23 protein-coding genes are annotated in these 24,754 nt (G+C 56.2%); 15 read left to right on the forward strand and 8 right to left on the reverse strand.

Annotated features, from left to right (window positions below; all coding sequences use genetic code 11):
• Positions 1-279: 279 nt before the first annotated feature.
• Positions 280-1,185 (forward strand): sugar ABC transporter substrate-binding protein, encoded by a 906-nt coding sequence (locus VK738_07080; protein ID HTD22399.1) that lies wholly within the window; start codon positions 280-282, stop codon positions 1,183-1,185.
• A 23-nt stretch (positions 1,186-1,208) separates the two neighbouring features.
• Here VK738_07080 and VK738_07085 read toward each other — a convergent pair whose 3' ends face one another.
• Positions 1,209-1,592 carry an RNA-binding S4 domain-containing protein gene (locus VK738_07085; protein ID HTD22400.1) on the reverse strand — a complete coding sequence of 128 codons (384 nt, stop codon included), beginning with the start codon at positions 1,590-1,592 and terminating at the stop codon, positions 1,209-1,211.
• Between the two features lie 148 nt (positions 1,593-1,740).
• Here VK738_07085 and VK738_07090 point away from each other — a divergent pair, with 148 nt between their 5' ends.
• Complete coding sequence (locus VK738_07090) at positions 1,741-2,697, forward strand: EamA family transporter (GenBank protein HTD22401.1); 957 nt, start codon at positions 1,741-1,743, stop codon at positions 2,695-2,697.
• 13 nt (positions 2,698-2,710) lie between these two features.
• Here VK738_07090 and VK738_07095 read toward each other — a convergent pair whose 3' ends face one another.
• Positions 2,711-3,970, reverse strand: coding sequence for a beta-ketoacyl-[acyl-carrier-protein] synthase family protein (locus tag VK738_07095; GenBank protein ID HTD22402.1), 1,260 nt, complete (start codon positions 3,968-3,970; stop codon positions 2,711-2,713).
• 930 nt (positions 3,971-4,900) lie between these two features.
• On the opposite strand from VK738_07095, the gene VK738_07100 reads away from it, so the two are divergent.
• The 6 genes from VK738_07100 to VK738_07125 all read left to right on the forward strand — a co-directional run bounded on the left by VK738_07100 (position 4,901) and on the right by VK738_07125 (position 12,870).
• Positions 4,901-8,824, forward strand: a complete 3,924-nt coding sequence (locus tag VK738_07100) for an Ig-like domain repeat protein (protein ID HTD22403.1) — start codon at positions 4,901-4,903, stop codon at positions 8,822-8,824.
• Between the two features lie 198 nt (positions 8,825-9,022).
• Entirely contained in the window at positions 9,023-10,228 is a 1,206-nt protein-coding gene (hemW, locus tag VK738_07105; protein ID HTD22404.1) for a radical SAM family heme chaperone HemW, read from the forward strand.
• 360 nt (positions 10,229-10,588) lie between these two features.
• Entirely contained in the window at positions 10,589-11,671 is a 1,083-nt protein-coding gene (ltaE, locus tag VK738_07110) for a low-specificity L-threonine aldolase (protein HTD22405.1), read from the forward strand.
• Positions 11,672-11,720: 49 nt separating this feature from the next.
• Positions 11,721-12,194 (forward strand): SRPBCC family protein, encoded by a 474-nt coding sequence (locus VK738_07115; protein HTD22406.1) that lies wholly within the window; start codon positions 11,721-11,723, stop codon positions 12,192-12,194.
• A gap of 143 nt (positions 12,195-12,337) precedes the next feature.
• On the forward strand, positions 12,338-12,634 hold the full coding sequence (locus VK738_07120; GenBank protein HTD22407.1) for an Mpo1-like protein: 297 nt from the start codon (positions 12,338-12,340) through the stop codon (positions 12,632-12,634).
• A 50-nt stretch (positions 12,635-12,684) separates the two neighbouring features.
• Entirely contained in the window at positions 12,685-12,870 is a 186-nt protein-coding gene (locus VK738_07125) for a hypothetical protein (GenBank protein ID HTD22408.1), read from the forward strand.
• Positions 12,871-12,876: 6 nt separating this feature from the next.
• Here VK738_07125 and VK738_07130 read toward each other — a convergent pair whose 3' ends face one another.
• Positions 12,877-13,866 carry a TonB family protein gene (locus tag VK738_07130; protein ID HTD22409.1) on the reverse strand — a complete coding sequence of 330 codons (990 nt, stop codon included), beginning with the start codon at positions 13,864-13,866 and terminating at the stop codon, positions 12,877-12,879.
• A gap of 153 nt (positions 13,867-14,019) precedes the next feature.
• Here VK738_07130 and VK738_07135 point away from each other — a divergent pair, with 153 nt between their 5' ends.
• The 7 genes from VK738_07135 (at position 14,020) to VK738_07165 (ending at position 20,263) form a co-directional block, all read left to right on the forward strand.
• Positions 14,020-15,162: an acyl-CoA dehydrogenase gene (locus VK738_07135; GenBank protein HTD22410.1), complete on the forward strand. Its 1,143-nt coding sequence runs from the start codon at positions 14,020-14,022 to the stop codon at positions 15,160-15,162.
• 217 nt (positions 15,163-15,379) lie between these two features.
• Positions 15,380-17,188, forward strand: a complete 1,809-nt coding sequence (locus VK738_07140) for a DUF885 domain-containing protein (GenBank protein ID HTD22411.1) — start codon at positions 15,380-15,382, stop codon at positions 17,186-17,188.
• A 54-nt stretch (positions 17,189-17,242) separates the two neighbouring features.
• Positions 17,243-18,202, forward strand: a complete 960-nt coding sequence (gene meaB / locus VK738_07145) for a methylmalonyl Co-A mutase-associated GTPase MeaB (GenBank protein HTD22412.1) — start codon at positions 17,243-17,245, stop codon at positions 18,200-18,202.
• Positions 18,203-18,225: 23 nt separating this feature from the next.
• A complete protein-coding gene (mce, locus tag VK738_07150) occupies positions 18,226-18,633 on the forward strand; it encodes a methylmalonyl-CoA epimerase (protein HTD22413.1) in 408 nt (135 codons plus the stop codon).
• Positions 18,634-18,671: 38 nt separating this feature from the next.
• Entirely contained in the window at positions 18,672-19,367 is a 696-nt protein-coding gene (gene tsaB, locus VK738_07155; GenBank protein HTD22414.1) for a tRNA (adenosine(37)-N6)-threonylcarbamoyltransferase complex dimerization subunit type 1 TsaB, read from the forward strand.
• Positions 19,368-19,478: 111 nt separating this feature from the next.
• The gene (gene rimI, locus VK738_07160) at positions 19,479-19,961 is read left to right on the forward strand and encodes a ribosomal protein S18-alanine N-acetyltransferase (protein ID HTD22415.1); all 483 of its coding nucleotides are present in this window, start codon (positions 19,479-19,481) and stop codon (positions 19,959-19,961) included.
• Between the two features lie 68 nt (positions 19,962-20,029).
• Positions 20,030-20,263: a YdcH family protein gene (locus VK738_07165; protein ID HTD22416.1), complete on the forward strand. Its 234-nt coding sequence runs from the start codon at positions 20,030-20,032 to the stop codon at positions 20,261-20,263.
• A gap of 173 nt (positions 20,264-20,436) precedes the next feature.
• On the opposite strand, the gene VK738_07170 is transcribed toward VK738_07165, so the two are convergent.
• The 5 genes from VK738_07170 to VK738_07190 form a co-directional block, all read right to left on the reverse strand.
• On the reverse strand, positions 20,437-20,814 hold the full coding sequence (locus VK738_07170; GenBank protein ID HTD22417.1) for a DUF393 domain-containing protein: 378 nt from the start codon (positions 20,812-20,814) through the stop codon (positions 20,437-20,439).
• A 396-nt stretch (positions 20,815-21,210) separates the two neighbouring features.
• Positions 21,211-21,609: a hypothetical protein gene (locus VK738_07175; GenBank protein HTD22418.1), complete on the reverse strand. Its 399-nt coding sequence runs from the start codon at positions 21,607-21,609 to the stop codon at positions 21,211-21,213.
• A 424-nt stretch (positions 21,610-22,033) separates the two neighbouring features.
• The gene (locus VK738_07180; protein ID HTD22419.1) at positions 22,034-22,702 is read right to left on the reverse strand and encodes a PspA/IM30 family protein; all 669 of its coding nucleotides are present in this window, start codon (positions 22,700-22,702) and stop codon (positions 22,034-22,036) included.
• A gap of 293 nt (positions 22,703-22,995) precedes the next feature.
• A complete protein-coding gene (locus VK738_07185) occupies positions 22,996-23,130 on the reverse strand; it encodes a hypothetical protein (protein ID HTD22420.1) in 135 nt (44 codons plus the stop codon).
• 150 nt (positions 23,131-23,280) lie between these two features.
• Entirely contained in the window at positions 23,281-24,741 is a 1,461-nt protein-coding gene (locus tag VK738_07190; GenBank protein HTD22421.1) for an SPFH domain-containing protein, read from the reverse strand.
• Between the last annotated feature and the right edge of the window lie 13 nt (positions 24,742-24,754).

Raw genomic sequence — 24,754 nt, forward strand, 5'->3', positions numbered from 1 at the left:
TTGAGGTTCCTAGTCTAATGCGGTTTTGACCCAAGGCACAAGCACCAGCTCCCGCCAAATCGTCGCGCCTTTTGAACTTGGTCTCCGGTGGCTACCAAAAACTTCGGTTTGAATGAAAACATTGAATTTACGAGTTCGGCCTTGTAGGCTGTCAGGGTCCATGGCAACTCTCTTCATGGTGATGTTCTCCACCTTTCCAAACTCGTTGTGCTCCCGCGCTGCCAGCGCGCCATTCTTCGCAACCGGTTTTGACCGCGCCGAGAAGGATGGCAAGTGAGCATGAAGCAGCTTAGGTTCCTGCTTAGCCTGGTGAGCAGCGAGAGCGAATACCAGCGCGACCAGGCGCTGCAGGCAGAAAGAGTCGCCAAGCGCCTGGGGATTGCGCTGCAGGTCGTTTATGCCGAACGCGATGCGATCACCCAGAGTCAGCAATTGCTCAGCGTGATTCAGTCAAAAACTGCCCACAAGCCCGATGCAATCATCTTTGAGCCGGTGAGCGAAACCGGCATGCCAACCGTGGCGCGATCCGCCGTCGAAGTAGGAATCGGTTGGGGCATTCTTAACCTTCAGCCGGCATACCTGGCCGAGCTGCGAACATCCGACTCCTCCATGGCTTTTGGTATTGGAGCTGACCATTCTGAGATTGGCCGGATTCAGGGCAGGCAATTGGCCAAGGTGCTTCCACAAGGTGGTGAAGTGCTCCTGATTCAGGGTCCTTCGGATAACGTTGCGGCACAGCAGCGTACGCAAGGCCTGCAGGAAACGAAGCCCGGCAACATTAAACTAAAGCAACTCAAAAGCAAATGGACTGAACAAGGCGCGTACCAATCCGTAGCTGCGTTCCTTAGCCTCTCCACCTCTCACGACAGCAATATCCAGTGCGTCGTCGCACACAATGATCCAATGGCGCTGGGCGCGAAGCGGGCCTTTGCAGAACGGACCGCGGGCGATGAGCGGACCCGTTGGCTCCAGCTCCCATTCCTGGGTTGCGACGGATTGCCTGAAAGCGGGCGCGCCTGGGTCCCAATCAGAGAGCTCACGGCGACTGTGGTCGTTCCCCCCAACGCCCCGCTTGCGATCGAAACCTTCGTGGATGCGCTCACGACTGGTAAACGGCCGAGAGAATATTCTCTGACCGTATCAAAGTCTTTTCCTGATATCTCGCTATTGAAGCAAGCCGGGTGAAGCAAGCCGGGCGTTCTTGAGGCTTATCCGCCTCTGCCCCGGAACTGGATGATTCTCCGGCGGTCGCGTTTCGATGGCCGGCCTGCGGGTAACTCTTCAAACTGCTTCATCGCCTTACGCTCAGCTGCCACCTTCAGGCGCAACTCCCGGCTCGCTTCGGTCTCACGGTAGAGCGTTTGCGCAACCGAGGCTGGGCCGCGCACCTCGCTGAGAAGCAAGACCTCCACCTGAAAGTCGCCGCCATCGTTGGTCACCCGCAACTGGTCCCCGATCCGGACGTCGCGCGCAGGCTTGGCCGGCTGCCCGTTGGATTGAATCCTGCCGAGTTCACAGGCGCGTGCGGCCAAGGCCCGCGTCTTGAAGAACCTGGCCGCCCAAAGCCACTTGTCCATTCGCACGGAGGTCATGATCTATTTTCCTATATGAATGAGATTTCAGGGGCATCGGTGGCAACCTCATCAACCGGGTCCAACCTGCGGCTTAAACTGCATCGAATCACCTCGCAGCTAATCTAATCGGGATGCGGCGGCAGTGGCTCGCCGCACATAATCTGCTATGGAAAGCAATACACATCGCCCGAGATGGAAGACCTTGCTGGCTTTCGCGATTATCTATTTTGTGTGGGGATCCACATTTCTCGCAATTCGTGTTGGCGTCCGCGAAGTTCCACCGCTTATTCTGGCGGCGATGCGTTTCCTGGTTGCCGGACTCGTTCTTTACGGCTGGATGATCGCGCGCGGCGAACGCTCACCGAACGCGCGCCAATGGATGGCAGCATCGTTAATCTCGATCCTGATCTTCGTCCTCGACTACGGACTGTTGTTCTGGGCCGAGCAGCGCGTGCCTTCGGGCATTGCCGCGGTCATGTTGGCCACGATCCCGGTGTTTATGGCGCTGTCAGAGATCATTTTCCTGCGCACCCAGAGGCTCACCTTCCGCCTGGCCCTGGCGCTCTTGATCGGGATTGGCGGAGTGGCAGTGCTGGTGAGCCGCTCGTTGAATCTTGGCGGGACGCCGGTTGACAGCGTGGGCGCCGTGGCGCTGATCGTGGCATCCATGAGCTGGTCGGTATCGTCGGTGTTTGCGCGCAAGCTGCCGCTGCCGGATTCCAAAGTCATGAGCTCGGGAGCGCAGATGCTCGCCGGTGGAGTATTTCTCACTCTCACAGCAGCCGCGCTCGGTGAATTTCGTAACTTCCATCCGTCGGTCGTCTCACGCGGAGCGTGGCTTGCGTTGCTCTACCTGATTGTCGCTGGCTCCATCATCGGCTTCACCGCCTACGTGTGGCTGATTCATCATGAATCGCCGACCAAAGTCGGGACCTACGCATATGTGAATCCGGTTGTGGCCGTGCTGGTTGGTTATTTCCTGGGCGGCGAAGCGCTTGGCCTGAGAACCATTCTGGGAACGGTGTTTGTGCTGATCAGCGTGCTGGTAATCACCACGACGCCAGCGAAGAAGCCGTTAGCGACAGTGCCTGTGGAAGACACGGCTGAAGCCGTGGAGTCCTAGAGCTAAACAACTTCTAAGAAATTTTTCTCAGCACCAGCGCCGAATTCTTCGATCCGAAGGCAATGCAGTTGCACACGGCGTGCTCGACTTTCATTTTGCGTCCGGGTTGGGGAACATAATCCAGGTCGCATTCGGGATCGGGCTTGTCGAGGTTGATCGTAGGCGGAAGTTGGCCGTGTTCCATGGCAATCAATGTGGCGGCAACGCCGCCGGCTCCGCATGCGCCCTGGGGATGCCCAATTTGGGACTTCAACGACGACATCGGCGCCTTATACGCCTGACCACCTAAGGCGAGTTTGAGCGCGCGCGTCTCGATGCGATCATTCAGCTCAGTAGACGTCCCGTGCAGATTTACGTAGTCAACATTATGCGGCGCAATGCGGGCTTCTTCCAGCGCAGTGGATATAGCGCGCGCCGGCTCCTCGCCGCACTCGGCCAGACGCACGCGATGGAAGGCCTCGCAGGTTGAACCGTAGCCGGCGATCTCCGCGTAAATTTTGGCGCCACGGGCGCGGGCGTGCTCGTATTCTTCCAGCATAAACATCCAGGCACCCTCGGCCAGCACAAAGCCATCGCGATCGGCGGAAAAAGGACGCGAGCCGCGCTCGGGAGCATGGTTCCACGCGGCCGTCAGAATGCGCATAAGAGTGAACGCCTTCATGATGCCGTAGGCGAGAGGAGAATCCACGCCGCCGCAGAGCATCATGGGCAGAACCCCTGCCTGGAGCTGGCGATAGGCGTAGCCCAGGGCGTCGGTGGAAGAGGTGCATCCGCTGGTCACGACCTGGCTGGGGCCACGGAAGCCAAAGCGCATGCTGACCTCGCTCGACATGGTTCCCATGGTGCCGCTGGGAATGGTGAAGAGGCTGACCTGCTTGACCTTGCCGGAATAAAACAAACGGTATTGCTCTTCGGTGAAGTCCTGGGAGCCGCCGCCGGAGCCGAGCAGCACGCCGATCTTGCGCCTCTGCTCCATGCTCAGGTTGGCGATGATGGCCGAGTCGAAGCCGGCATTTTTCAGGGCTTCGGTCGCGGCGGCAATGGCCATGGGCACGGCGCGCGAGACGTGCTTGCGTTCGTGCGCATCCATCCAGGCGAGTTCGTCGAAGTTCTTGAGTTCGCCGGCAATGTTGACGGGCAAGCCATCAGGATCGAAGCGGGTTATGCGGCCCACGCCGCTTTTGCCGGCCAGCAGCGCGCGGCAGAACTCGGTGTTCCCCAGACCGTTAGGACTCAGACTGCCAAAGCCGGTTATCACTACGCGACAAGACATCTGGACATTGTAAAAGACCGCCGGGAAAAACGAGGTCTTTATGACAAGAAAATGACAAAAAGCAGTCGTCAGTTGCCAGTCGCCAGTGAAAGGCAAGAGCTTAACCGCAGAGGGCGCTGAGGGGCGCAGAGGACAAGAAGGTTTCGCCACGGATGAACGCGGATCAACGCAGATTTTCGGAAGATGATTGGGCCCCACTTGCTGGCAGGTGTTTGGAGTGCTCCAAATCACGTCTGACCCTTGTCATTACTGGCGAAGAGCGATCCGGAGTGGGGGACTTGCTGAAGTAGTCCTCAGTACTCAGCACTCAGTACTCAGCAAAAGCAACCGCAAAAGACTTCGCCGCAGATGAACGCTTAGAAAACAGTTTCGAGTTTTAAGTTTCGAGTTTCAAAGGCAAAAGCAGAGATCAAGTGGTTTGGACTCTCACCCACTTGCTAGCAAGTGTTTGAAGCGTCCAAAATCGCGTCTGACCCGCGTCATTACTAGCTAAAATCCATCTGGGGCGGGGGACTTGCTGCTAGTCTGCCGGAAATGGAGAACAGCCACAAGAAGACAGCTTCAAGCCCGCTGCTCCATGAATTTTCAAAGACCCGAAAGGCTACAAAAAAGCCCCGCATTCTTGAATGCGTAACCTGAACACACGTCTAGCCCAATTGTGGCCCGCAGGTTCTGAGAAAGCAAGGTTTTGGTGCCAGAGTGATATCACTATTGGAGGTCTACGTGCACGTATCCGGCCCTGGTTGCGCGAAAGGCTGAGGGACCGGCTCTTCTCTGTGCCTCTGTGTCTCTGTGGTGAATTTTTCTTCTGCAATTGGAGCGCTGGGATATACTGCTTGCCTCCCTCCTTAACATCTCTAGGACTGGTCAGGATTGGCACGCGGGGCCCTGGCATGACAGGACGGCGGCCTTAGAGCAGGGGATTCCCTTATGCATATGGACCACCGGCTGTTCTTGCTCCGCGCCACGGCAGTGTTTTCGCTCGCAGCAATCACGTTCGCACCCCTAACGCAGGCACAGAAAGTGACCACGACCGTAACTGCGGGGACCAATCCGTTTGCCATCGCCGTGAACCCGGTTACTAACAAGACCTACGTGGTGAATAAAATGAGTAACAACCTGACGGTCATTGACGGAGCCACCAACACGACCGCCACGGTAAATACAGGGACCACTCCCGTTGCCATTGCCGTGAACCCGGCGACCAACAAGATCTACGTCGCCAACTCCGGCGGCAATACCGTCAACGTGTTTGAGGGAGTCACGAACGCCCGCGCCACAGTCTCTGATCCGAATGCCACCAGTCCGGCCGCGATTGCGGTAAACCCGGTGACCAACAAGATCTATGTTGCCAACGCCGTCAGCAACAACGTCACTGTGATCAATGGCGTCGACAACACTTTCACAACGGTGACCGACCCCAACGCCAGCGGTCCGTCTGCGATTGCCGTGAACCCGGTGACCAACAAGATCTACGTGGCCAACCGCAACAGCGGCAACGTGACCTTGATTGACGGGACCAGCAACTCCACTACCACGATCGGTGTAGGATCCACGCCCGATGCCGTGGCCGTGAACCCGGTGAGCAACAAGGTCTACGTAGCCAATGAGAACAGCACCAACGTAACCGTGCTGGATGGGGCTGCGAACACGGTCATCACCACAGTCGGCGCGGGAAGTTTGCCCTATGCTCTAGCGGTGAACCCGGTCAGCAACCGGATCTACGTGGCTAACTTCGGCGGTACAACCGTGACTGTGATTGATGGGGCTGCCAACACCGTCATCACCACGGTCGGCGTGGGATCCTCTCCCTCCGCTGTGGCCGTGGACGCGGTGAGCAACCGGATCTACGTCGCCAATTTTGGCGGCAGCACCGTGACCGTAATCAACGGCGCCGACAACACCACCACTCCCGTGACCGTGGGTACGAATCCACTGGCCATCGCCGTGAATCCAGTGACCAACAGGATTTATGCGGCCAATAACGGCAGTGCCAACGTGAGCGTGATTGATGGAGCTACGAACAACCCAGCCACGGTAGCAGCGGGCGTTCAAAATTCCAGCCTGCTGCCCAACAACAACGTGGCTGTGAACCCGGCCACCAATAAGGTCTATATCGCTAACTTCGGCGATGGCGTTCATGCCAGCACGGTAACCGTGATCAACGGCGCCGATAACACCACCACCAGCGTGAATGTGGGCGTGGGGCCGCAAGCCGTCGCCGTAAACCCGCTCACCAATAAGATCTATGTGGCCAACAGCGGGAGCAATAACGTCACCGTGATTGACGCCGGGAACAGCAACGCCATCGCTACCGTCGGCACGGGCGGTTTTCCTGATGCCATCGCAGTGAATCCGGTGACCAGCAAAGTCTACGTCGGCCGGAATAACGGCGTAACGATAATTGATGGCAACACGAACGCTGCAACCGGGGTTGCCACCGCTGGTGTCTTTTGTTCTGCTGTGGCCGTCAATCCGGTAACCAACAAAATCTATGCGGTCAGCGTAAACGGGACTTCGGGTGGCCTCCTGACCGTGATCAACGGTCTCGATAACTCCACCACCACTCCAGTGAGGGTAGGAGTCAATCCTTTTGCGGTAGTCGCGAACCCTGTGACCAACACGATTTATGTCGCCAATGCGGCCGACTCCACCGTAACCGTGGTCGATGGCAATACCAACAGCGTTATCACCACTGTGCCCGTCGGCGGGAGTCCGGTTTCTCTCGACCTGAATCCGCTGACCAACAAGATCTATGTGGCCGCGCAAAGCGGCAGTTTAAGGGTGATTGATGGGGTCACGAACACTCCCCTCACGGTTGCGACGGGTAACGCTCAGGCTGTCATCGTCAATCCCGTAACCAACAAGATCTATCTTACGAACGGCGCTGTGGTTGACGGAGCTACCAACAGCATCAGCAGCGTTAACACGGGCGCCCTGCCTTTTGCTCTGGCTGCGAATCCGGTCACCCAGAAGACTTACGTGATCAACGGCAGCGGCAACGTGACTGCCATAACCGAGCAGCAGGTACAACCTATTCCCTTGATCACCACAATCCTGCCGCTCGCGAACAACACCTTCACTAATCCCGGGACGCCTGTGTTCAACTTCACGACTGCCAGTTCGTATTTTCCCACCGCCCCGCTGGTGCAGAACCTCTACTACCAGTTGGACACATGGCAAGGGCCGTGGCTCCGGGCCACGAGCACGGGCCCAAATGCATTCAGCGGCGCGGGGCCGGCGCTTCAATCCGGTATCCACATCCTCTACGCATACGCCGCCGACGGCCAGTTTGCCGATTCCATCCAGACGGGCCTGGAAAGCAGCCCCATACCCGGCGCCATCGCGGCTTACCTGTTTTTAGTCGTGCCCACCAGCTCCAGTACGACGCTGGCTTCGAACGACAATCCAGCGCACTACGGTGATGCGGTGACTCTGACCGCCACCGTCAACGTCGGCGGGAGCGTAGCCACCGGGATCGTCGAATTGTTTGATGGAAGCACATTGCTGGGCTCCGCTCCTTTGAGCGGCTCGCCGGCACAGGTGACCTTTACCACCTCAGCGCTTTCCTCTGGCACGCACCCGATGACCGCGCGCTATGACGGCGCTGCAAACTACAGCGCCAGCACCTCTCCCATTCTCAGCCAAGTGGTGAATCCGGGAGTGAGCAGCACTGTGGTTTCCCTAACGACGGGTACGAATCCCTCGAGCTTTGGCCAGCCTTTGACCTTTACCGCTGCAGTGACCGTTGGCCTCGGTATACCGACCGGGATGGTAATCTTCTATGACGGCGTCACACCGCTGGGCACCGCAGCCCTGAACGGTTCCGGGAACGCTTTGTTAATAACCAGCGGCCTACAAATCGGTACGCACTCCATCACCGCCTTCTATGCTGGGGACATAAACGTCACCGGCAGCACCTCAAGCCCGATCACGCAGACGGTAACCCAGGCCACCAGCGGCATTGCGCTTGCTTTGACTACAGGCGCAACTCCTTCTGGGTTCGGCCAGACGCTCACCTTTACGGCTACCGTAAGCCCGCAATTCGCCGGCTTGCCCACCGGCATGGTGACCTTTTATGACGGCAGCACAGTATTGGGCACGGGAGCCTTGAACGGCTCAACACACGCCACGTTGACAACGATCTCACTGCAACTGGGCACACACTCCATCACCGCCGTCTATGCTGGCGACACAAATTTCAGCGGCAGTACCTCGAGCCTGATCATGCAGACTGTCACTCAAGCCACCAGCAGCGTCGTGGTTACTCTGACCATGGGGGCGAATCCTTCACTTTTCGGACAGGCGCTGACCTTCACGGCTACCGTGAGCCCGCAATTCGGCGGCACGCCCACTGGACAAGTCATCTTTAAAGATGGAAGCGTGGTCTTGGGGACTCATGCTCTGAGTGGCAGCGCCCAGGCTGTAATTACAACTGTGGGTTTTGGTATTGGCGTGCATTCCATCACCGCGATTTACGCAGGAGACCAGAATTTCATGGGCAGCGACTCTTCCGGTTCACCTCTGAGCCATACCGTGAATACGAACGCAGGGACAGCCCTCACAAGCCTGGTGTTTACCACGGCGCCCACAATCTCTCCGAATACGCCACTGTTCCGCAAGACTGTGACTCTCACCGCCACCGCCACTCCTAGTGCGGCGACGGGGACGGTAAGTTTTGTTGACGGAACCACACTGCTCGGGACCGCGACAATGAGTGGAGGCGTGGCCTCGATTACAACCAGCCAGCTCGGTCCGGGTAAGCACTCCATTGCGGTCTCTTATTCAGGAGACTCGACCTACAGGACTACATCCTTCATGGTAACGCTCTATCGTTCGCCCCGACCGAGGTGAAGATAGTTCTCAGTTCTCAGTGGAGTCAAGAACTTAACCGCAGAGGGCGCTGAGGAGCGCAGAGGTAAGAAGGTTTCGCCGTGGATGAACGCGGGTCGTCGCGAATTTTAAAACGCAGTTTCGTCAGAGTTCTTTTCTGAGTACCGAGTACTGGGTACTGCCTCTATCATTTAAGATGAAACTAACGTCTCATCTGCAATGTCTCTTGGTATCTACGTTTCGGTCCCGTTTTGTAAGACGAAGTGCAGTTACTGCAACTTTGCCTCCGACGTGTTTTCGCGCGCGCGCATGCAGGGCTACGTAAATCGCCTGGTGCAGGACATCGCTGTATCGCAGCGCATGGTCGAGGTGAACGGCGGCAGATGGGAACCCAATGTGGACACGATCTATCTGGGTGGAGGTACACCCAGCATTTTGGATCCGGCGCAGATGGAGCAGATATTCCGCGCGCTGCGCGAGCATTTTGAAGTTGCCGCCGCCGCCGAGATTACGGTTGAGTGTGCGCCCGCCACGCTTTCCCCGGAAATGCTCGAAACCCTGGTTGGTTGCCGGGTCAATCGTGTGAGTCTTGGCGTGCAGTCTTTTATTGACAGCGAAGCGCGGGCGGTCGGCCGCCTCCACACGCGCGATCAAGTGCTCAACGATATTGCACGCTTGCGTGCTGCCGGCATTTCGAACCTGAATGTTGATTTGATTGCCGGATTGCCACATCAGACGGCTGCAAGTTGGGATGAGTCATTGACCACTGTTATCGAGAGTGATGTTCCGCACGTGAGCGTCTATTTGCTCGAGGTGGATGAAGACTCGCGTCTGGGCAATGAACTGCTTGCCGGCGGGGCACGCTATCACGCCCACTTTGTGCCTGATGAAGATCTCATGGTCGAGTTTTATACGCGTGCTTGTGAGCGCCTGGCTGAAGTGGATATTCTGCAATACGAAATTTCCAACTTCTCGCGTCGCGGCAGGGAATCGAGTCATAACCTTAAATACTGGGAGCGGCATCCTTATCTCGGCTTCGGCGTGGACGCCCATTCCATGCTTCCCAGCTCCGACGCCAAGCTTGATGCCGTGCGGCTGGCTGCTCCTGATTCCTTGCCGACTTACATTTCTGCCTGCGATCAAGCAACTCAGGTCACTCGTGTAAGCAAAAATGAAATCTCGTTCAGTCAGGCTTGGGAGGAGACCTTTTTTCTGGGGTTGCGTCTAAACAAAGGAGTTAGCTTGCGTCAGGTTTCCGACCGTTTTGGCAATGTAAAAGCAGATTCTGCTCGTGAGTTGATGCGCGAGCTGGTTGAGTTGCAACTGATCGAGATAAAAGGAGACAGAGCCTGTCTTACTCCCGGTGGCCGGTTGGTCTCCAATGAAGTCTTTGAAAGATTTGTATCGGATTCGGTCGCGCAGTAGTCTAAAAGCAAGTAGGCATCCTATCGCCGCACGATAGGGGTTGTGTAGAATTGAATCAAAGTATCTCTTAACAAAATATCAATTGTCGTTCAAGCAATTAAGAAACCCTTCCCGAGCGCGGATGAGTTTCTTTATGCGCACGCTTGAACGGCCGGGGGTATGTGTCTGGAGGTTGCGAAAAAAGTTTTTTTGTAACGCTTCTCCCGCATTGCGGGATGCACGCATGCCTGCGGCAGCAACGAGTCTGGTCATGTACTACCTGTACCAAAAGATGCTTGAATCGCGGCCTGTCGAGTGACATAGTGACGCGTATTCAATGACTTCGAAAATTTGCCTGGGAATTGAAGGGGCAGCCCACTTATGGCAACTCAAGTTAAAAATACATTGCAGGCAGAGGAAGCAAAGACGGTCATAGGGGTGGTTGATCTGCGCAGCGACACGGTGACCAAACCATCGCCCGAGATGCGCCGCGCCATGGCTGAAGCCGAGGTGGGAGACGATGTTTATGGTGAAGATCCCACGGTCAACCGCCTGGAGCAGCGCGCGGCAGAAATTTTTGGCCGCGAAGCCGCCATCTTCGTTCCCAGCGGGACCATGGGCAACCAGATTGCCATCAAGATCCACACCCATCACGGGCAGGAGATCATCTGCGAAGAGCGGGCCCACATCCTCAACTATGAAATGGCCATGCTGGCGCACTTTTCCGGATGCGTGCCGCGGCCCATCCATGGCGAAGACGGGATCTTGACGTGGGGCGAGATCAAAAAGCGCATCAGTCCCAAAATTTATTACCGCGCTCAGACCGGCCTGATTTCGCTGGAGAACACACACAACATGGCGGGCGGAACAGTTTATCCGCAGGAGGTCACCGACGAAATCTGCGACCGTGCCCATGAAATAGGATTGCCGGTGCACCTGGATGGCGCGCGCATCTTTAACGCCGCGGCGGCCCTGGGTAAACCGGTGCGCGAGATTACCAAGAAGTTTGATTCGGTCATGTTCTGCCTCTCGAAAGGCCTGGGCGCGCCGGTGGGCTCACTCCTTGCCGGTTCACGGAACCTTATTGAGCAGGCCCGCGTATATAGAAAAGCACTCGGTGGCGGCATGCGCCAGGCCGGCATTCTGGCGGCGGCGGGGTTGATTGCGTTGGAAAAAAGTCCGGCGCGCCTGCATGAAGATCACGAGAATGCAAAATTTCTGGCGGAGGGTTTGGCAGAAATCCGTGGAATTCAAATTGCGCCGGCCAAGGTCAAGACCAACATTTTAGTTTTTGATATCAGCGGTACAGGCATGAGCTCCGATGAGATGACGCGCAAGCTGGCGGCAAAAAACATTTTTGCTTCCGGAATCAGCGCGCAAGCCATCCGCCTGGTTACGCATGTGGACGTGGACCGTGCAGCCTGCGCCCGCGCCTTGGACGTAGTGCGGCAAATTTGCAAATGAACAATAAAAATCAATCAGTCACCAACGCATTCACTGACAACGGCACATAATGGGATCAAGAATCGAACACTCTGTTCAGGTCAAATGCAGCCAGCAAAGAGCATGGGACATACACACCGATTGGAAGCGGTGGAAATTATGGAATGGAATTTACGGCGGCGTACGATGGGTGGAAGGCGAGCCCTGGATCGTGGGCAGCCGTTTAGAAGTTGACCTGCTTCAGCCCCGGCCCATGACGGTGAAGCAGGTGCTTACCGTCTGTGAGGCGCCGCGCAAGATGGCATGGGTGGGCCATGCGGTTGGCGTTACTTACGAGCAATGGTTTAACTATTCGGCGCGAAGAGCAGGCGGGGCCTTCGTGCATTCCTGGATCGAACTCACCGGCGTCGCCAGCCTGTTTTTTGGAAAGACGACGGAAGAATTTGTCCGTGAAAACCTGGTGAAATGGTTTGAAGGATTTCGCGCCGAGTGCGATCTGGGTGTCGTTCCCGAGGTGCAAAGGCCGCCCTCTCCGCAACCTTAGATCTAAGGGCTCCGCAGCCAAAATCGTGCCGCTGCGCCCTCGCTTTTGGTTCGCGCGGAACGGCGCTCACCAAAAGCTCACCCTGATTAGCTTTCACATCCCTTATTAAGTGAGATACACTAGGGCACATACGGAGGGACGATATGGGTCTTTATGCGCACTATGACCACGCGCACAATCATCCGGTGAATCGTGCGTTGCACATGCTGGCCATCCCCACGGGTTTTTCTTCATTGATCGTGGTGTGGTTTCATCCCATAATTGCGGTGCTGCTGATTCCTCTCGCGTTTGCCATGGCCTGGATCGGCCATTTTATTGAAGGCAACAAACCTGCTTTCCTTACCAATCCTACGCATGTCTTTGTTGCCCCGGTGTGGATGGTGCGCAAAATTTTTGGCGTCGGGCAAAAAGATTCCTCGGGCAAGACCAATACTGCATGAAGATCGTAATTAAACGCTGCCTCATTTGAAGCGAGCACCGCATTCGGGCCGTGAGCCTGAAGAAACTTCTCGCCGACAAACTCGGAGTTACACCCAGGATTACCATGGGAACCCTGGGTATGCTCGATGTCTTTGTCGATGGCCAACGTATTTTTTCTTATCGAGAGGCCGGGCACATGCCCGAGGATGAGGAAATTCTCGGTTTGATTCAAGCGCAAAGCGGGAAAGCTCAGTAGCTGATTTTACCGGCCTTGAAAGTGCACGACGAAATCGCCTTCGAGATTGGCGGGACGGTCGTTGCACAACAATGGAAGAAACTTCCAGCTTGAAACCGCCTTCAGTGCCTCAGCATTCAGGTCGGGGCGGGGAGAAGACTCGATTTGCACTCCCGCAACGGTTCCATCGGCCATGACCCTTCCGTGCACGATGACATCGGTAATATCGTTGCCCGCGTTGCCGCTTGGTGGCATCGGGGTAGAGATGCCGACGGGGCGCCGCATGGTCGAGCACGAGTACAGGGTGTTCCAATGCTGCGACGGAGGTGAAAATAGATTAGGGTCCATGGGACCCTCGATGGCCTTCATGTTTTGCTCAATCTCGAGTTGCACCACGCCCCGCACAAAGCGGCGGGTATGTCCGGGCTCCCAGAGGTTCCCTATCTGAAAGTAGTCGGTATTTTCAATCACCTCATCGCCGACTTGCCAGCGTAAAAGCGTGCCGCGTTCGCTATCCACACAGATTTGATTTGCCTGCAGGGTGTTGCCGAAGTGAGTCTCGAAGTTAATGCATTTCGCTGGACGGCCTAGCACGCTGGCCCCGTCAATTGAGCGGATGACGTCCTCCTGATCGAAGCGGCCCAGGCGGATGGGTAACTGCCTGCGAACTTCGCGCACTTGCGCGGGCATGACGGTGGTTGAGGACTCCGAAATACGGTTGCCCGAGAGGACGATGACGGTGTGGTAGTCACCAAAAGTAATTTCATCGCGATGGCCGGCCGCGCCTGCAGAAACACGCGTCATCGTGCCCTCTTTCACTGTGCCATCGGCTTCGTGAACACGGAATGTGACCACGTATTCATAATTGGGAAGAGCTCCGGGCAGACTCACCGCGTTGGCTACTTCCAGCAGATGAACGGCCTGGTCACGCAGCTTGATATCTTCAGCGTGCAGCAGAGTCCGGCAGAATAGGGTTGTAACCAGGAACAACCAGGTACAGTGAGTCGTACGGGCCATGCTTACCTCCGGGCACCGAATCTGGAGAGTTCATATTACTTCAGGGCAGCCACCGACACTCCATTAGATTCTCTTATCTTTGTATAATCAATAGTTCTGGATGGCTTCCAGTCATCAGTCGGGCTTCAGCGCCCTCACACCTAAGGAGTTCGTTTGGATTTCCAACTCAATGATGAGCAGCTTCAGCTAAAAAAGAGCGTTCGCGAATTTGCCGAGCGCGAGATTGCCCCTCACGTCATGAAGTGGGATGAAGAGGGCGAGTTCCCACTGGCCACGGTCAAAGAGCTGGGGAAACTGGGGCTGCTGGGAGTGACTTTTCCCACCGAGTATGGCGGCGCCGGCATGGGCTACGTGGAATATGTGACCGCCATCGAAGAGCTCTCGCGTGTAGATGGGTCGGTGGGCATCATCGTGGCAGCCCATACCTCGCTCTGCAGCAATCATATTTTTGTGGCGGGCAATGAAGAGCAGAAAAAGAAATATATTCCCAAGCTGGCCAGCGGCGAATTCATTGGCGCGTGGGGGCTGACCGAGCCGGGCTCAGGCTCCGATGCCGGTGGGGCGCGCTGCACGGCGGTGCGCAAGGGCGATTGTTGGGTCATCAACGGCACCAAGACCTTCTGCACCAACGGTCACTATGCAGACGTCGTGGTGGTGATTGCCGTGACCGATAAGGCCGCGCACACCCACGGTCTCTCTGCTTTTGTAGTGGAGAAAGGCACGAAAGGGTTCCGTCCGGGCAAAAAGGAAAACAAGCTTGGACTGCGGGCCAGCGACACGGCTGAGTTGATCTTTGAAGATTGTGCTGTTCCGGCATCTCATCTGCTGGGCAAAGAGGGTGATGGGTTCATAGATGCCATGCGCATCCTCGATGGCGGACGCATCTCCATTGCCGCACTCTCGCTGGGAATTGCCCAGGGAGCGTTTGACGCAGCGCTCAAATACTCCAAGCAGCGCAAGCAGTTCGGGAAAGCCATCAGCGAGTTCCAGGCCATCCAATGGAAGCTGGCGGACATGGCCACAGAAATTGATGCCGCCCGCCTGCTCACCATGCGCGCTGCTGCCATGAAAGACGCAGGAGAAAAAACCACCTTGGAGTCATCCATGGCTAAACTCTTTGCCAGCGAAACCGCTGTCAAGTGCGCCAATGAAGGTGTACAGATTCATGGCGGCTATGGGTTTATTAAAGATTACCCGGCAGAAAAATTTTATCGCGACGTGAAATTGTGCACCATCGGCGAAGGGACGAGCGAGATCCAGCGCATGGTGATCGCGCGGCAGTTGTTGAAGTCGTAGTGATGGCGGCGCTCGTTTAAAAATGTAGCGCGGCCCGATTAAGGCCGTGCGTGGCTCCAGTCTCCATCGGAGGTCCTTCGCGCCAAAAACGGGCGCTTAGGACGACACTCCTTAGAGAGCACAGATTCCAGGAAAGGTCGACTGAGCGATTTTCCATTTAAAAAATTTATCCGCTTCCAAATGAGGCGAAGCACGTCTTAATGCATGGAGGGGAACCATGAGAATTCAAGTTGTATTAGTGACATTTTTGTTTCTATTAACATTTATGGTAAATGCACAGACCAATTCTGCGCCGGCGCCCACTAAGTCCGCACCTCCGGATTGGGTGCAGCGCAGCAACGAAAATACGCGCATTGTGCTGGAGTCGGAGTCCAAGTTTGCGCCGGAATTTTATGCCCGCCAGGGAGTCACGGGAATTGACAACGATATCCGCGATCTGAAACCGGGGGTGGAAGAGCGTACGCGCGCGGCTGAAGCCGATGTGGTCAAACAATTGGAGCAACGTTTGGCCAAGGAAAAAGACCCGCTGATCCGCCAGGATCTGGAGATCCTGATTAAGGCGGAGAACGACAACATCAAAGGATCGTTGTTGCAGGAAAAATACGAGATTCCCTATTTCAACGTTGGCCGCGTCGTTTATTTCGGAATATTCAGCTTGCTCGATGATCAGGTGGCTGCCGAGCGCCGTCCGGCAGCGTTGGTGCGGCTGCGAAAATACACCGGCATGGAAGCCGGAACCACGCCCCTTACACAGTTGGCGCAGGACCGCATCCAGGAACGCCTGAACAAGCCCGGTCTGTTAGGCCCCGCGAAATTGCAGGTGGAAGACGACCTGGCCAACACCAGGTTCTTTGTAGATGGCATCGGCAAGCTCTTTGAAAAATATAAGATCACCGGGTACGAAGAGGCGTATGCAAAGCTGAAACAGCAGCTCGCCGACTACGAAACTTTTGTTCGCAAAGAAATACTGCCGCACGCGCGCCAGGATTTTCGCCTGCCTCCTGAGGAGTATGCTTTCGCCCTGGAGAACTACGGTGTGGATATCCCTCCCGCAGAACTGGCTGGCATGGCGCACAAGGCCTTTACCGAAATACAAGGGCAGATGCAGACGGTGGCAGCGCAGGTAGCCAAGGAAAAAGGATATAAGGTCAGCGATTACCGCGATGTCATCCGTGAACTGAAGAAAGACCAGATTGTGGGCGATGCCATCCTGCCGCATTACCAGCAGCGGTTGAAAGACATTGAAGCCATCATTCGCCGCGAACATCTGGTCACGCTTCCCGAGCGCGCAGCGCGCATACGGCTGGCCAGCGACGCTGAGACCGCGGCGCAGCCGGCGGCCCACATGGTGCCACCGCGCCTGCTGGGGAATACCGGCGAGCAGGGCGAATTCGTTCTGCCGCTGAATATTCCTGCGCCGCCGGGCTCGAAAGACGCGATGATGAAATATGACGACTTCACCTTTGCGGCTGCTTCCTGGACCCTGACCTCGCACGAAGCGCGTCCGGGACACGAGCTGCAGTTCGACTACATGATCGAGAAAGGCGTATCCCAGGCCCGCGCGCTCTACGCGTTCAACAGCGTGAATGTCGAAGGCTGGGGACTCTACTCGGAGTACATCATGCAACCGTTCATGCCCCACGATGGCCAGCTTATTTCTCTGCAACACCGGCTCATGCGCGCCACTCGCGCATTCGTTGATCCGGAATTGCAGGCGGGGAAGCTTACTCCCGATCAGGTCAGGGACATATTGTTGAACGATGTAGTACTTTCGCCGGCCATGGCCAAGGAAGAAGTGGAGCGCTACACCTTCCGCGCGCCGGGACAGGCGACCTCGTATTTCTACGGATACACGCGCCTGCGTGAGTTGCGTGCCGACGTGGAAAAAGCGCAGGGCCAGCACTTCGACCAGCAGAAATATCACGATTTCATTCTGTCGCAGGGGCTGCTGCCGCCTCATCTATTGCGCAAAGCTGTAATGCAGGACTATGTTGGCGAAGCCAACTCCTCAAAAGCCGGGAATTGATTTATCGTTGGAAGAGGCGCGGCCCGTCGCAACAAGCCGCGCCTCAGTTCAACCTTGAAATCCGACAACAACAATTGGGTGGATCGCGTACGCTCGGGCGACGTGCGCTCGCTGGCGCGGGCCATCAGCGCGATTGAAAATTCCGCTCCTGAATCCACCGAGCTGCTGAAAGCCCTCTTTCCTTATAGCGGACGCGCCCGCATCGTCGGTCTCACCGGCGCTCCCGGTTCAGGAAAAAGCACGCTCGTAGACCAGCTTGCCCGCGAATATCGCAAGCAACAAAAGACAGTCGGGATCATTGCGGTTGATCCGACCAGTCCTTATACCGGCGGCGCGATTCTGGGCGACCGCATCCGCATGCAAACTCACCATGCTGACAGCGGCATCTACATTCGCAGCATGGCAACGCGCGGCTTCCTCGGTGGCTTGGCGCGCACCACCGCCGATGTGGCCACCGTGCTCGATGCCTCGGGCAAAGACCTGGTGCTCGTGGAGACCGTGGGCGTAGGACAGGATGAGATTGATATCGTTCGCCTGGCCGATATCACAATCGTGATTCTGGTTCCCGGTATGGGAGACGACGTGCAAACCATCAAGGCCGGCATCATGGAAATTGCCGACATCTTTGTCATCAATAAAAGCGACCGCGAGGGCGCCGAACGCGTGGAGCGTGAAATCCGCGCCATGCAGACCCTGGCTGTGCGCAAAGATACATGGACCCCGCCGATCGTCAAAACCGTGGCATCGGAGGGTAAGGGAATTACTGAGCTGGTAGCGACGATCGCCGAGTACGAAAAATTCTTGCAGCGCGAAGGATTGGAGCTGAAAAAGAAGATCAGCAACTGGCGGGAGCGGCTGATCGAAATGCTGCGCGAGGCCTTGCTGGAGCGCGTGTTGCGAGAGAAACTCAGCGCCGAGCAGATTGCGCACTATGCCCAGGAGGTGGCGGAGCATAGACGCGATCCGTATACGCTGGTGCAGGAGCTGGCGAATGGCGGAAATTTGAAGTCGTAGGTTAAAGTGTAATCAATAGAACTATGGCCTCGATTGACCATCTCGGAATTGCCGTAAAGTCGCTGGCCGAAGCCCGCAAATTTTACGAAGCCCTGGGCATGAAGGTCATCGGTGAAGAAGTGGTAGAACACGAAAAAGTTCGTGTGGCCATGGTGCCGGTGGGCGAGAGCCGCATCGAGCTGCTGGAAGCTACCAGCGAGGAGTCGCCGGTCGCGCGTTTTATCGCCAAACGTGGTGAAGGACTGCATCACGTTGCGCTGAGCGTCCCCGATCTTTCGGCTGCGGTGGAGCAGCTTAAGAAGAATGGCACACGCCTGGTTTCGGATGAAATCAAGGTCGGCGCCGGCGGTCATCTTTATGTTTTTGTGCATCCTTCTTCCACAGGCGGCGTGCTGCTGGAGCTGTGTGAAGATCCGCCACTCGGGGTGTGAGATTCTGTGTTTGAGATCCCGTCTTTGAGATTCCGAAGATGCTGATTTTGGCGGTTGACACCTCGGGCAAACAGGGCAGTATTGCTCTGGCGCGCGGCGATGCCGCGAGTTTCGAGCTGATTGAGAGCGTTCCCGTTGCGGGAGGGACATTTTCAGCGCAATTGATTCCCGCAATCGCAGGTCTGCTGGCCAGGCATGGAATTCCCAAAGAGAAACTTGAGGGCATTGCAGCGGCATCAGGTCCGGGATCGTTTACCGGACTGCGAATAGGGCTGGCTGCCGTCAAGGGCCTGGGGGAAACACTGGGCAAACCGATTGCTGCGGTTTCCGTTTTGGAGGCCTGCGCCGATATGCAGAGGGCCCAAGTGCGGAAAGAAGTCCAGAAAGAAGACAAAGGCGAAGGCGAGATTCTGGCGGTGCTGGATGCCTCGCGCGGAGACGTTTTTCTAGGCAATTTCCAGGCAGAGGGAAACCGGCTTCAATGTCTGGGAGAGACCCTGATGAGCATGGCAGAGTTCGTGCAATATCTGCGCGAGCAAAACCGGCCACAGATGCTCTGCTCTCCCGATGAGAGCGTGGTCCATGCTCTTGAACAGCAAGGTATTACAGTCACAAAAAGCGAGCGCCCGGGCAGTCGGGAAATTGCCCGCCTGGGATTGCGGAAAATTGCGGTCGGTGAGGTAGTATCTCCAGAGGCGCTCGATGCGAACTATATCCGCCGGGCTTTAATCTAAGGGCTCCGCAGCCAAAACAAGCTGCTGCGCCCTCGTGCTGCGCTCGCGCAGTTCGGCGCTCGCATCGCGCTCACCCTAATCTTTGTAAGATACACTCATGGCAGGTAGACGATGCCAATCGTAATCCGTCCTGCGGTCGTTGCCGATGTGCCTATCATGATGGCGCTGGCCAGCCGTGCTGCCACCGCGGCGCAATGGAGGGCGAAAGATTACGAAGACCTCTTTCGGGCCGATGTGGTCAGACGCCACAGCCTGGTCCTTGAAGAAAAGGGCGTAGTGCAGGCATTTATTGTGGCGCGGCAGATGCAGAATGAATGGGAAATTGAGAACATTGCCACAGCGGCCAAAGCCCGCCGCCACGGCCTGGGCACGCGGCTGCTGGGAGAAATGATGGCCATCGCTTACAGTTTTGCCGCACAGGAGGTCACACTCGAGGTGCGCAAATCCAATAAGGCCGCGCGGGCGCTCTATGAAAAGTGGGGGTTTGAGGAGAGCGGACGGCGCAAGGCCTACTACACCTCTCCGGTGGAAGATGCAATCATTTTCCGCTTCGCTTTTCCAAAAAAATTTCCTGAAACGATTGAAGCCGGGTAAGCCGTATGTTAACCTTCCTTTAACAATCGATCTTCCAGATCAAATCAATGGTCAGGAGGTTTTTCTGGATGGCGACTCAAGTCAAAGATCACCTTATGGCCAGCCACGAAGAATTTCGCAGGCTGGCACAGGAACACTCTCAATACTCTCAACGTCTCGATTCCCTCATCCAAAAAAGATATCTCTCCGAAGAAGAAAAATTGGAAGAGGTGCGTCTGAAGAAACTTAAACTTCGCATTAAAGACCAGATGGAGCTGCTGGAACATACATACCGGCAGCAGCACGAACATATTGTAGCCTGATCGTTTCTCCATCCCCCGCTGCGCGAGATTATGCAGCGGGGGTTTGTGTTTGTGGGCGACGGCCTCTCTCTTGAGCTAAAAAAGGCTTGTTAACCGCGAGGCGCTGAGACGCGGAGGAAATCGGGTCATTGTGTTCATCGGGTGATTGAGTCATTGTGTAATCGGGTAATGCTCTAATCCAACTCACAGCTCTTTGGGGCCGGAAACAGTTTGCGGCGGAAGCGGGCGAACAGGTCATAGCCGAAATCCCGTATGGGACGCGGGACCAGGCGCAAAATAGCGGCGTAAAAAGGCCAGGGCTGAGGCAGCCTGGAAAAGATATAAAGCCCGGCCGAAGAGCGGGTCAGCAGCCCCTTTTCGCGGCTGAGCAGAATAAGGCTGTCAGGCAGGCGGGAGCGCTGTTCCTCGGGTATTTTCTGACGAAACCTTTCACCTTGGAGCGGGGCATACTCAAATTGCCCTTTGCGGTCGCGTTTGCGCACAAAGCGCGCGCTTCCATGGCAAAAGCCGCACTCGCCATCGTAGAACAAGAGGTCGTGTTCGCTCATCATTCGCCCCTTCCAGTCTAAAGCAAAGGGCGAGCCAAAGGGGGCCCTGGAACAGGCCTTCTTTTGGGCCTGCAAAGCCTCGCAAAGTGGCCCAAAAAAGCCTCCGGTGGGGCCGGAGGCATAAAGTGTACTGTGGTTTAGGAGAGCTTACTATGGACGTGTACGGCGTCCATGTCCCTATAAACCCAGCCCCCGGGAAAAGTTGCGCAGAAAAAGGGCCGAAAAATAGCTTAATTTCCGCGTGAAAAGCCAAAGGCCGATGTGGAAGAGATGGCCGTTTCCTAGACTATCTACAAACTGGCATTTCGGGTAGAGCTACCTTGGAACCGCTTTTAGGAATATGTAAAGGCGATTGTCCTGTTTGGTTGGAAGCCGGAGCAGGAATTAGCGAACAGCAGATCAGTGCTGCTCGCCTCTGCGTCCGACGACGAATCTGATCGAGGCCCCTGCGATGGTCACCACGCCGGCTGCCAGCATCACCCATTGAACATAATGCTTGTGCTGATGGAAGAGCTCCATTGCTGCGCCGCAGATTTCGATTCCTGCGACTACGCCCACGATAAACATTGCCAGGTGGTGGCGCTCGGACTCGAAGAGTTCGTAAATACCGGCAAGCACAAGCGCAATGCCTGCGACAAGGCTCGCCCAAGCCAGGACTTTCGGCTCGGCAGACAGCATTCCGATTGCTTGCCATGCGACCGCCAAGCCGACGACAACGTGCGACATCGTCGGAATACGCTGTGCTTGCTTACGCTTGGAAGTTCGGGCTGCATTGGTTGTGGTAGCTTTACTGGTCATTAAAGATCCCATCGAAAAAGATTCTTCAGTGCAGTCGCTGGTAAGAGGAACCTTCCCCATACCAGGTACTGGGCCACGAGCACAAATGGAATCCCCCACGCCGCCCCAAACCATCAGGTTTGATTATTACTTGCCCTGGCCGCGCTGAGGACTCCGATCTCAGAGAGAATCACGAAACCGCTCCACAGCAAACTGCAAGGGATGGCGACAACATCTTCCTGGTGGAAGACGACCCTGCGCTCCGGTTGGCCTGCCCACAGCAAAGATTCATTCTCCTGCAATCAGACTGAAATGCCGCTGCGTTTGTCATAGCTCTTCCTTCGGCAAAATACAGGTGGGCAGCCCACACTGAGACCTCAATGTTTAACTTCAAAGCGCGCGCGCTTGCCCTGATCGCGCCAGGGCAAGCAGGTTCACAGTTTACTCACGCCGTCAGGCTCTTGCGTGCCTTGATGTCGGCCAGCAGGCGCTCGATCTCACCCTCTTTTTCCATGGCGGCAAACTTGTCGTCCAGGGAATCGGTGTGCAGCTCGGCATGTGCCTGGCTGATGGCTTCATTGCGCATGGCCTGGTGCTTCATGCGGTCAAAGGTTGCTGTGCCCGAGCTGTTGCTGACCGCGAGCTGGGCTTCGCTGGCTTTCCTGACTGTTCGGGAACGGCGGTGCTGTGCGATCACCAACTCGCTCTTGGATTGCGCTTCGGCCAGCTTCTGTTCGAGCTTGTGAAAGGCCGTCTTCAGGTTCTCTACCTGCGTCTTCTGGTCGGCCACCTGTTGTAGAAAATTTTCTGCCATTTGTTTGTAGCTCATGGAACGCTCCAGCGCGGCCCGGGCCAGTTCGTCGTCTTTCTTGCGCTCGACGGCAAGCTCGGCTTTGTGCATCCACTCACTTGTCTTTTCTTCGTTTTCTTTCTGCTTCTTTTCCAGCAGGTGCTGGTCGGCAATGGCGATGGCCACCTGCGTCTTGACCTGCAGAAGCTGGTTCTGCATGTCCAAAATTACCTGCTTGATTAATTTTTCAGGGTCCTCGGCCTTTTCAATCAGGTCATTCAGATTTGCCCGGATTAACGTTGCGACTCGCTCTAACAGTGCCATGATGTGCTCCTTCTTTTGGAAGAGAGCTGCCAGCTACTAGCTTCTAGCGGTATGAGTGGCTTGCAGCTCGATTTTTCCTCTTCGACTTGGGATCTTTGTGATCCATTGTCGTGGTTTAACAACGAATTTTGCCGTTGCATCATTTCAGTGATAGCTGCCGGCCACCAGGTACAGCTAGAAGCTAGTGACTGGCAGCTTAACTTCTCTTCTTCTTGTTCATACAAATTGTTCATACAAAAAATTCAGGTTCAATAATTTCGTCGATAACTGCTAGACCCAGATACAGCCAGAGGCTAGGAGCTAGTAGCTGGCTTTTTGCTCATCACAAAGCCCAGAGCCGCTCCTATGGCCACGCCTACGCCGATACCAATCGGCAGCGCATGCATGGCTACTCCTACGGCTGATCCTATGCAAATTCCGATTGCCATTCCTGCACCAAATCTGCTTTTCGTCTTCATCATCCCCGTCCTTTTGATGGATTCCTTCTATACAAAGAATCTCGGTTACAAAATTTCAGTGATTGCTGCCAACCACCAACCACCAGATACAGCTAGAAGCTAGTGGCTGGCAGCTTCTTATTACGCTCCCGCACCCTTGCCTTTAGGCAGGGAAGCGGGCGGGTCGTCGGGCTTCGGCGATTTATCTCCGATGGCACGTACTTTCGCGAAGAGTTCAGACATCTGCATTCCGCTCAGGGCTTCGAAGAGAGCAGGAACCTGGGCGGCGATTTTGGTCATGTCTCCGGTTATTTTGTTCATGCCGGCAGCGTTGCCGTCGCCGGTGGAAACAATGGTGATCTTGTCCACCTTCTGCAGCGGCGAGGCGAGCGCCTGCACGATATCCGGCAGGCTCGTGATGAGCTTATCCACCACCGCGGCCTGGTTGTACTCCTGGTAGGCCTCCGCCTTCACGTTCATGGCTCTGGCTTCCGCGTCACCCTTCTTGAAGATGATGTCGGCTTCAGCTTCGCCCTGTGCGCGCGTGGCGTTGGCGCTGCCCTCGGCTTCGGTGATCAGACGTTGACGCTCGGCTGAGGCCAGGGTCTCGATCCGTTGCCGTTCGATCTCAGCCGGCTTCAGGACGGTTGCAATCAACTCGTTTTCACGGCGAGCGATCTCAGCCTGTTGCACCTTGACCTGCTGCTCTTTTTCAATCTGCTGGATCTTGACCGCTTCCGCTGTGACCTGCTGCAGCATGATGTTGGTTTGGATTTCGTAGGCTTTATCGGCCTGCGCCTGCTGTTTCTTGATGGTTTCCAGGTAGGTGGCTTTCTTGATCTCCAGGTCGCGCTGCGCCTCCGATTGCTTGGCCATGGAGAGCGTCTCGGCCAGCACGCGCTCCTGGTCGGCCTGGGCCTTGGCGACAGCGGACTCGCGCTGAGCCTGGGCCCGTTTAATGGCGGTGTCGCGCTCCGCTTCGGCCGCGGCTACGTCGGCATCGCGCTTGATGCGGGCAATGTCGGGCCTGCCCATGTTGGTGATGTACTCGTTCTTATCGCGGACCTCCTTGATGGTGAACGAGATTACCTCCAGGCCCATCTTGTTTACGTCTTTGGCGCAGGTGGCACGCATGCGGTCGGCCAGCATCTCCGGTTCTTTTACAATCTGTTCGACCGTAAGCTGCCCGATGATGCCGCGCAGGTGACCCTCCATCGCCAAACGGATCAGGCCCTCACGCTGCTGCGGCGTCTTGCTGAGAAACTGCTCCGATGCCGTGCGGACGGAGATGGTATCGGACCTCACCTTGAGCTGTGCCACAGCCTCCACGGTTACCGCTACACCCTGATTGGTATAGAGGTCCTGCTGCGGCGCCACGTCAAACGACATCAACTCCAGTGACAGCACGCGAAAGTTTTCAAACACCGGAAAGATCACAGTGCCACTACCGATAATGATGCGCGGCCCGCGAAAACCGTAAACCACCAGCGCCTCGTTGGGAGCTGCTTTGCGATAAAGGTTGGCCAGCATTGTCATCAGCATGACGACGCACGCGAACATTCCCACCCCAATGACGATCCAAGACGGAAATCCAAAAATCATAACTGCCTCCTTT

It is taken from the genome of Terriglobales bacterium (genome assembly GCA_035487355.1).
Taxonomy (GTDB): Bacteria; Acidobacteriota; Terriglobia; order Terriglobales; family Acidobacteriaceae; genus QIAW01.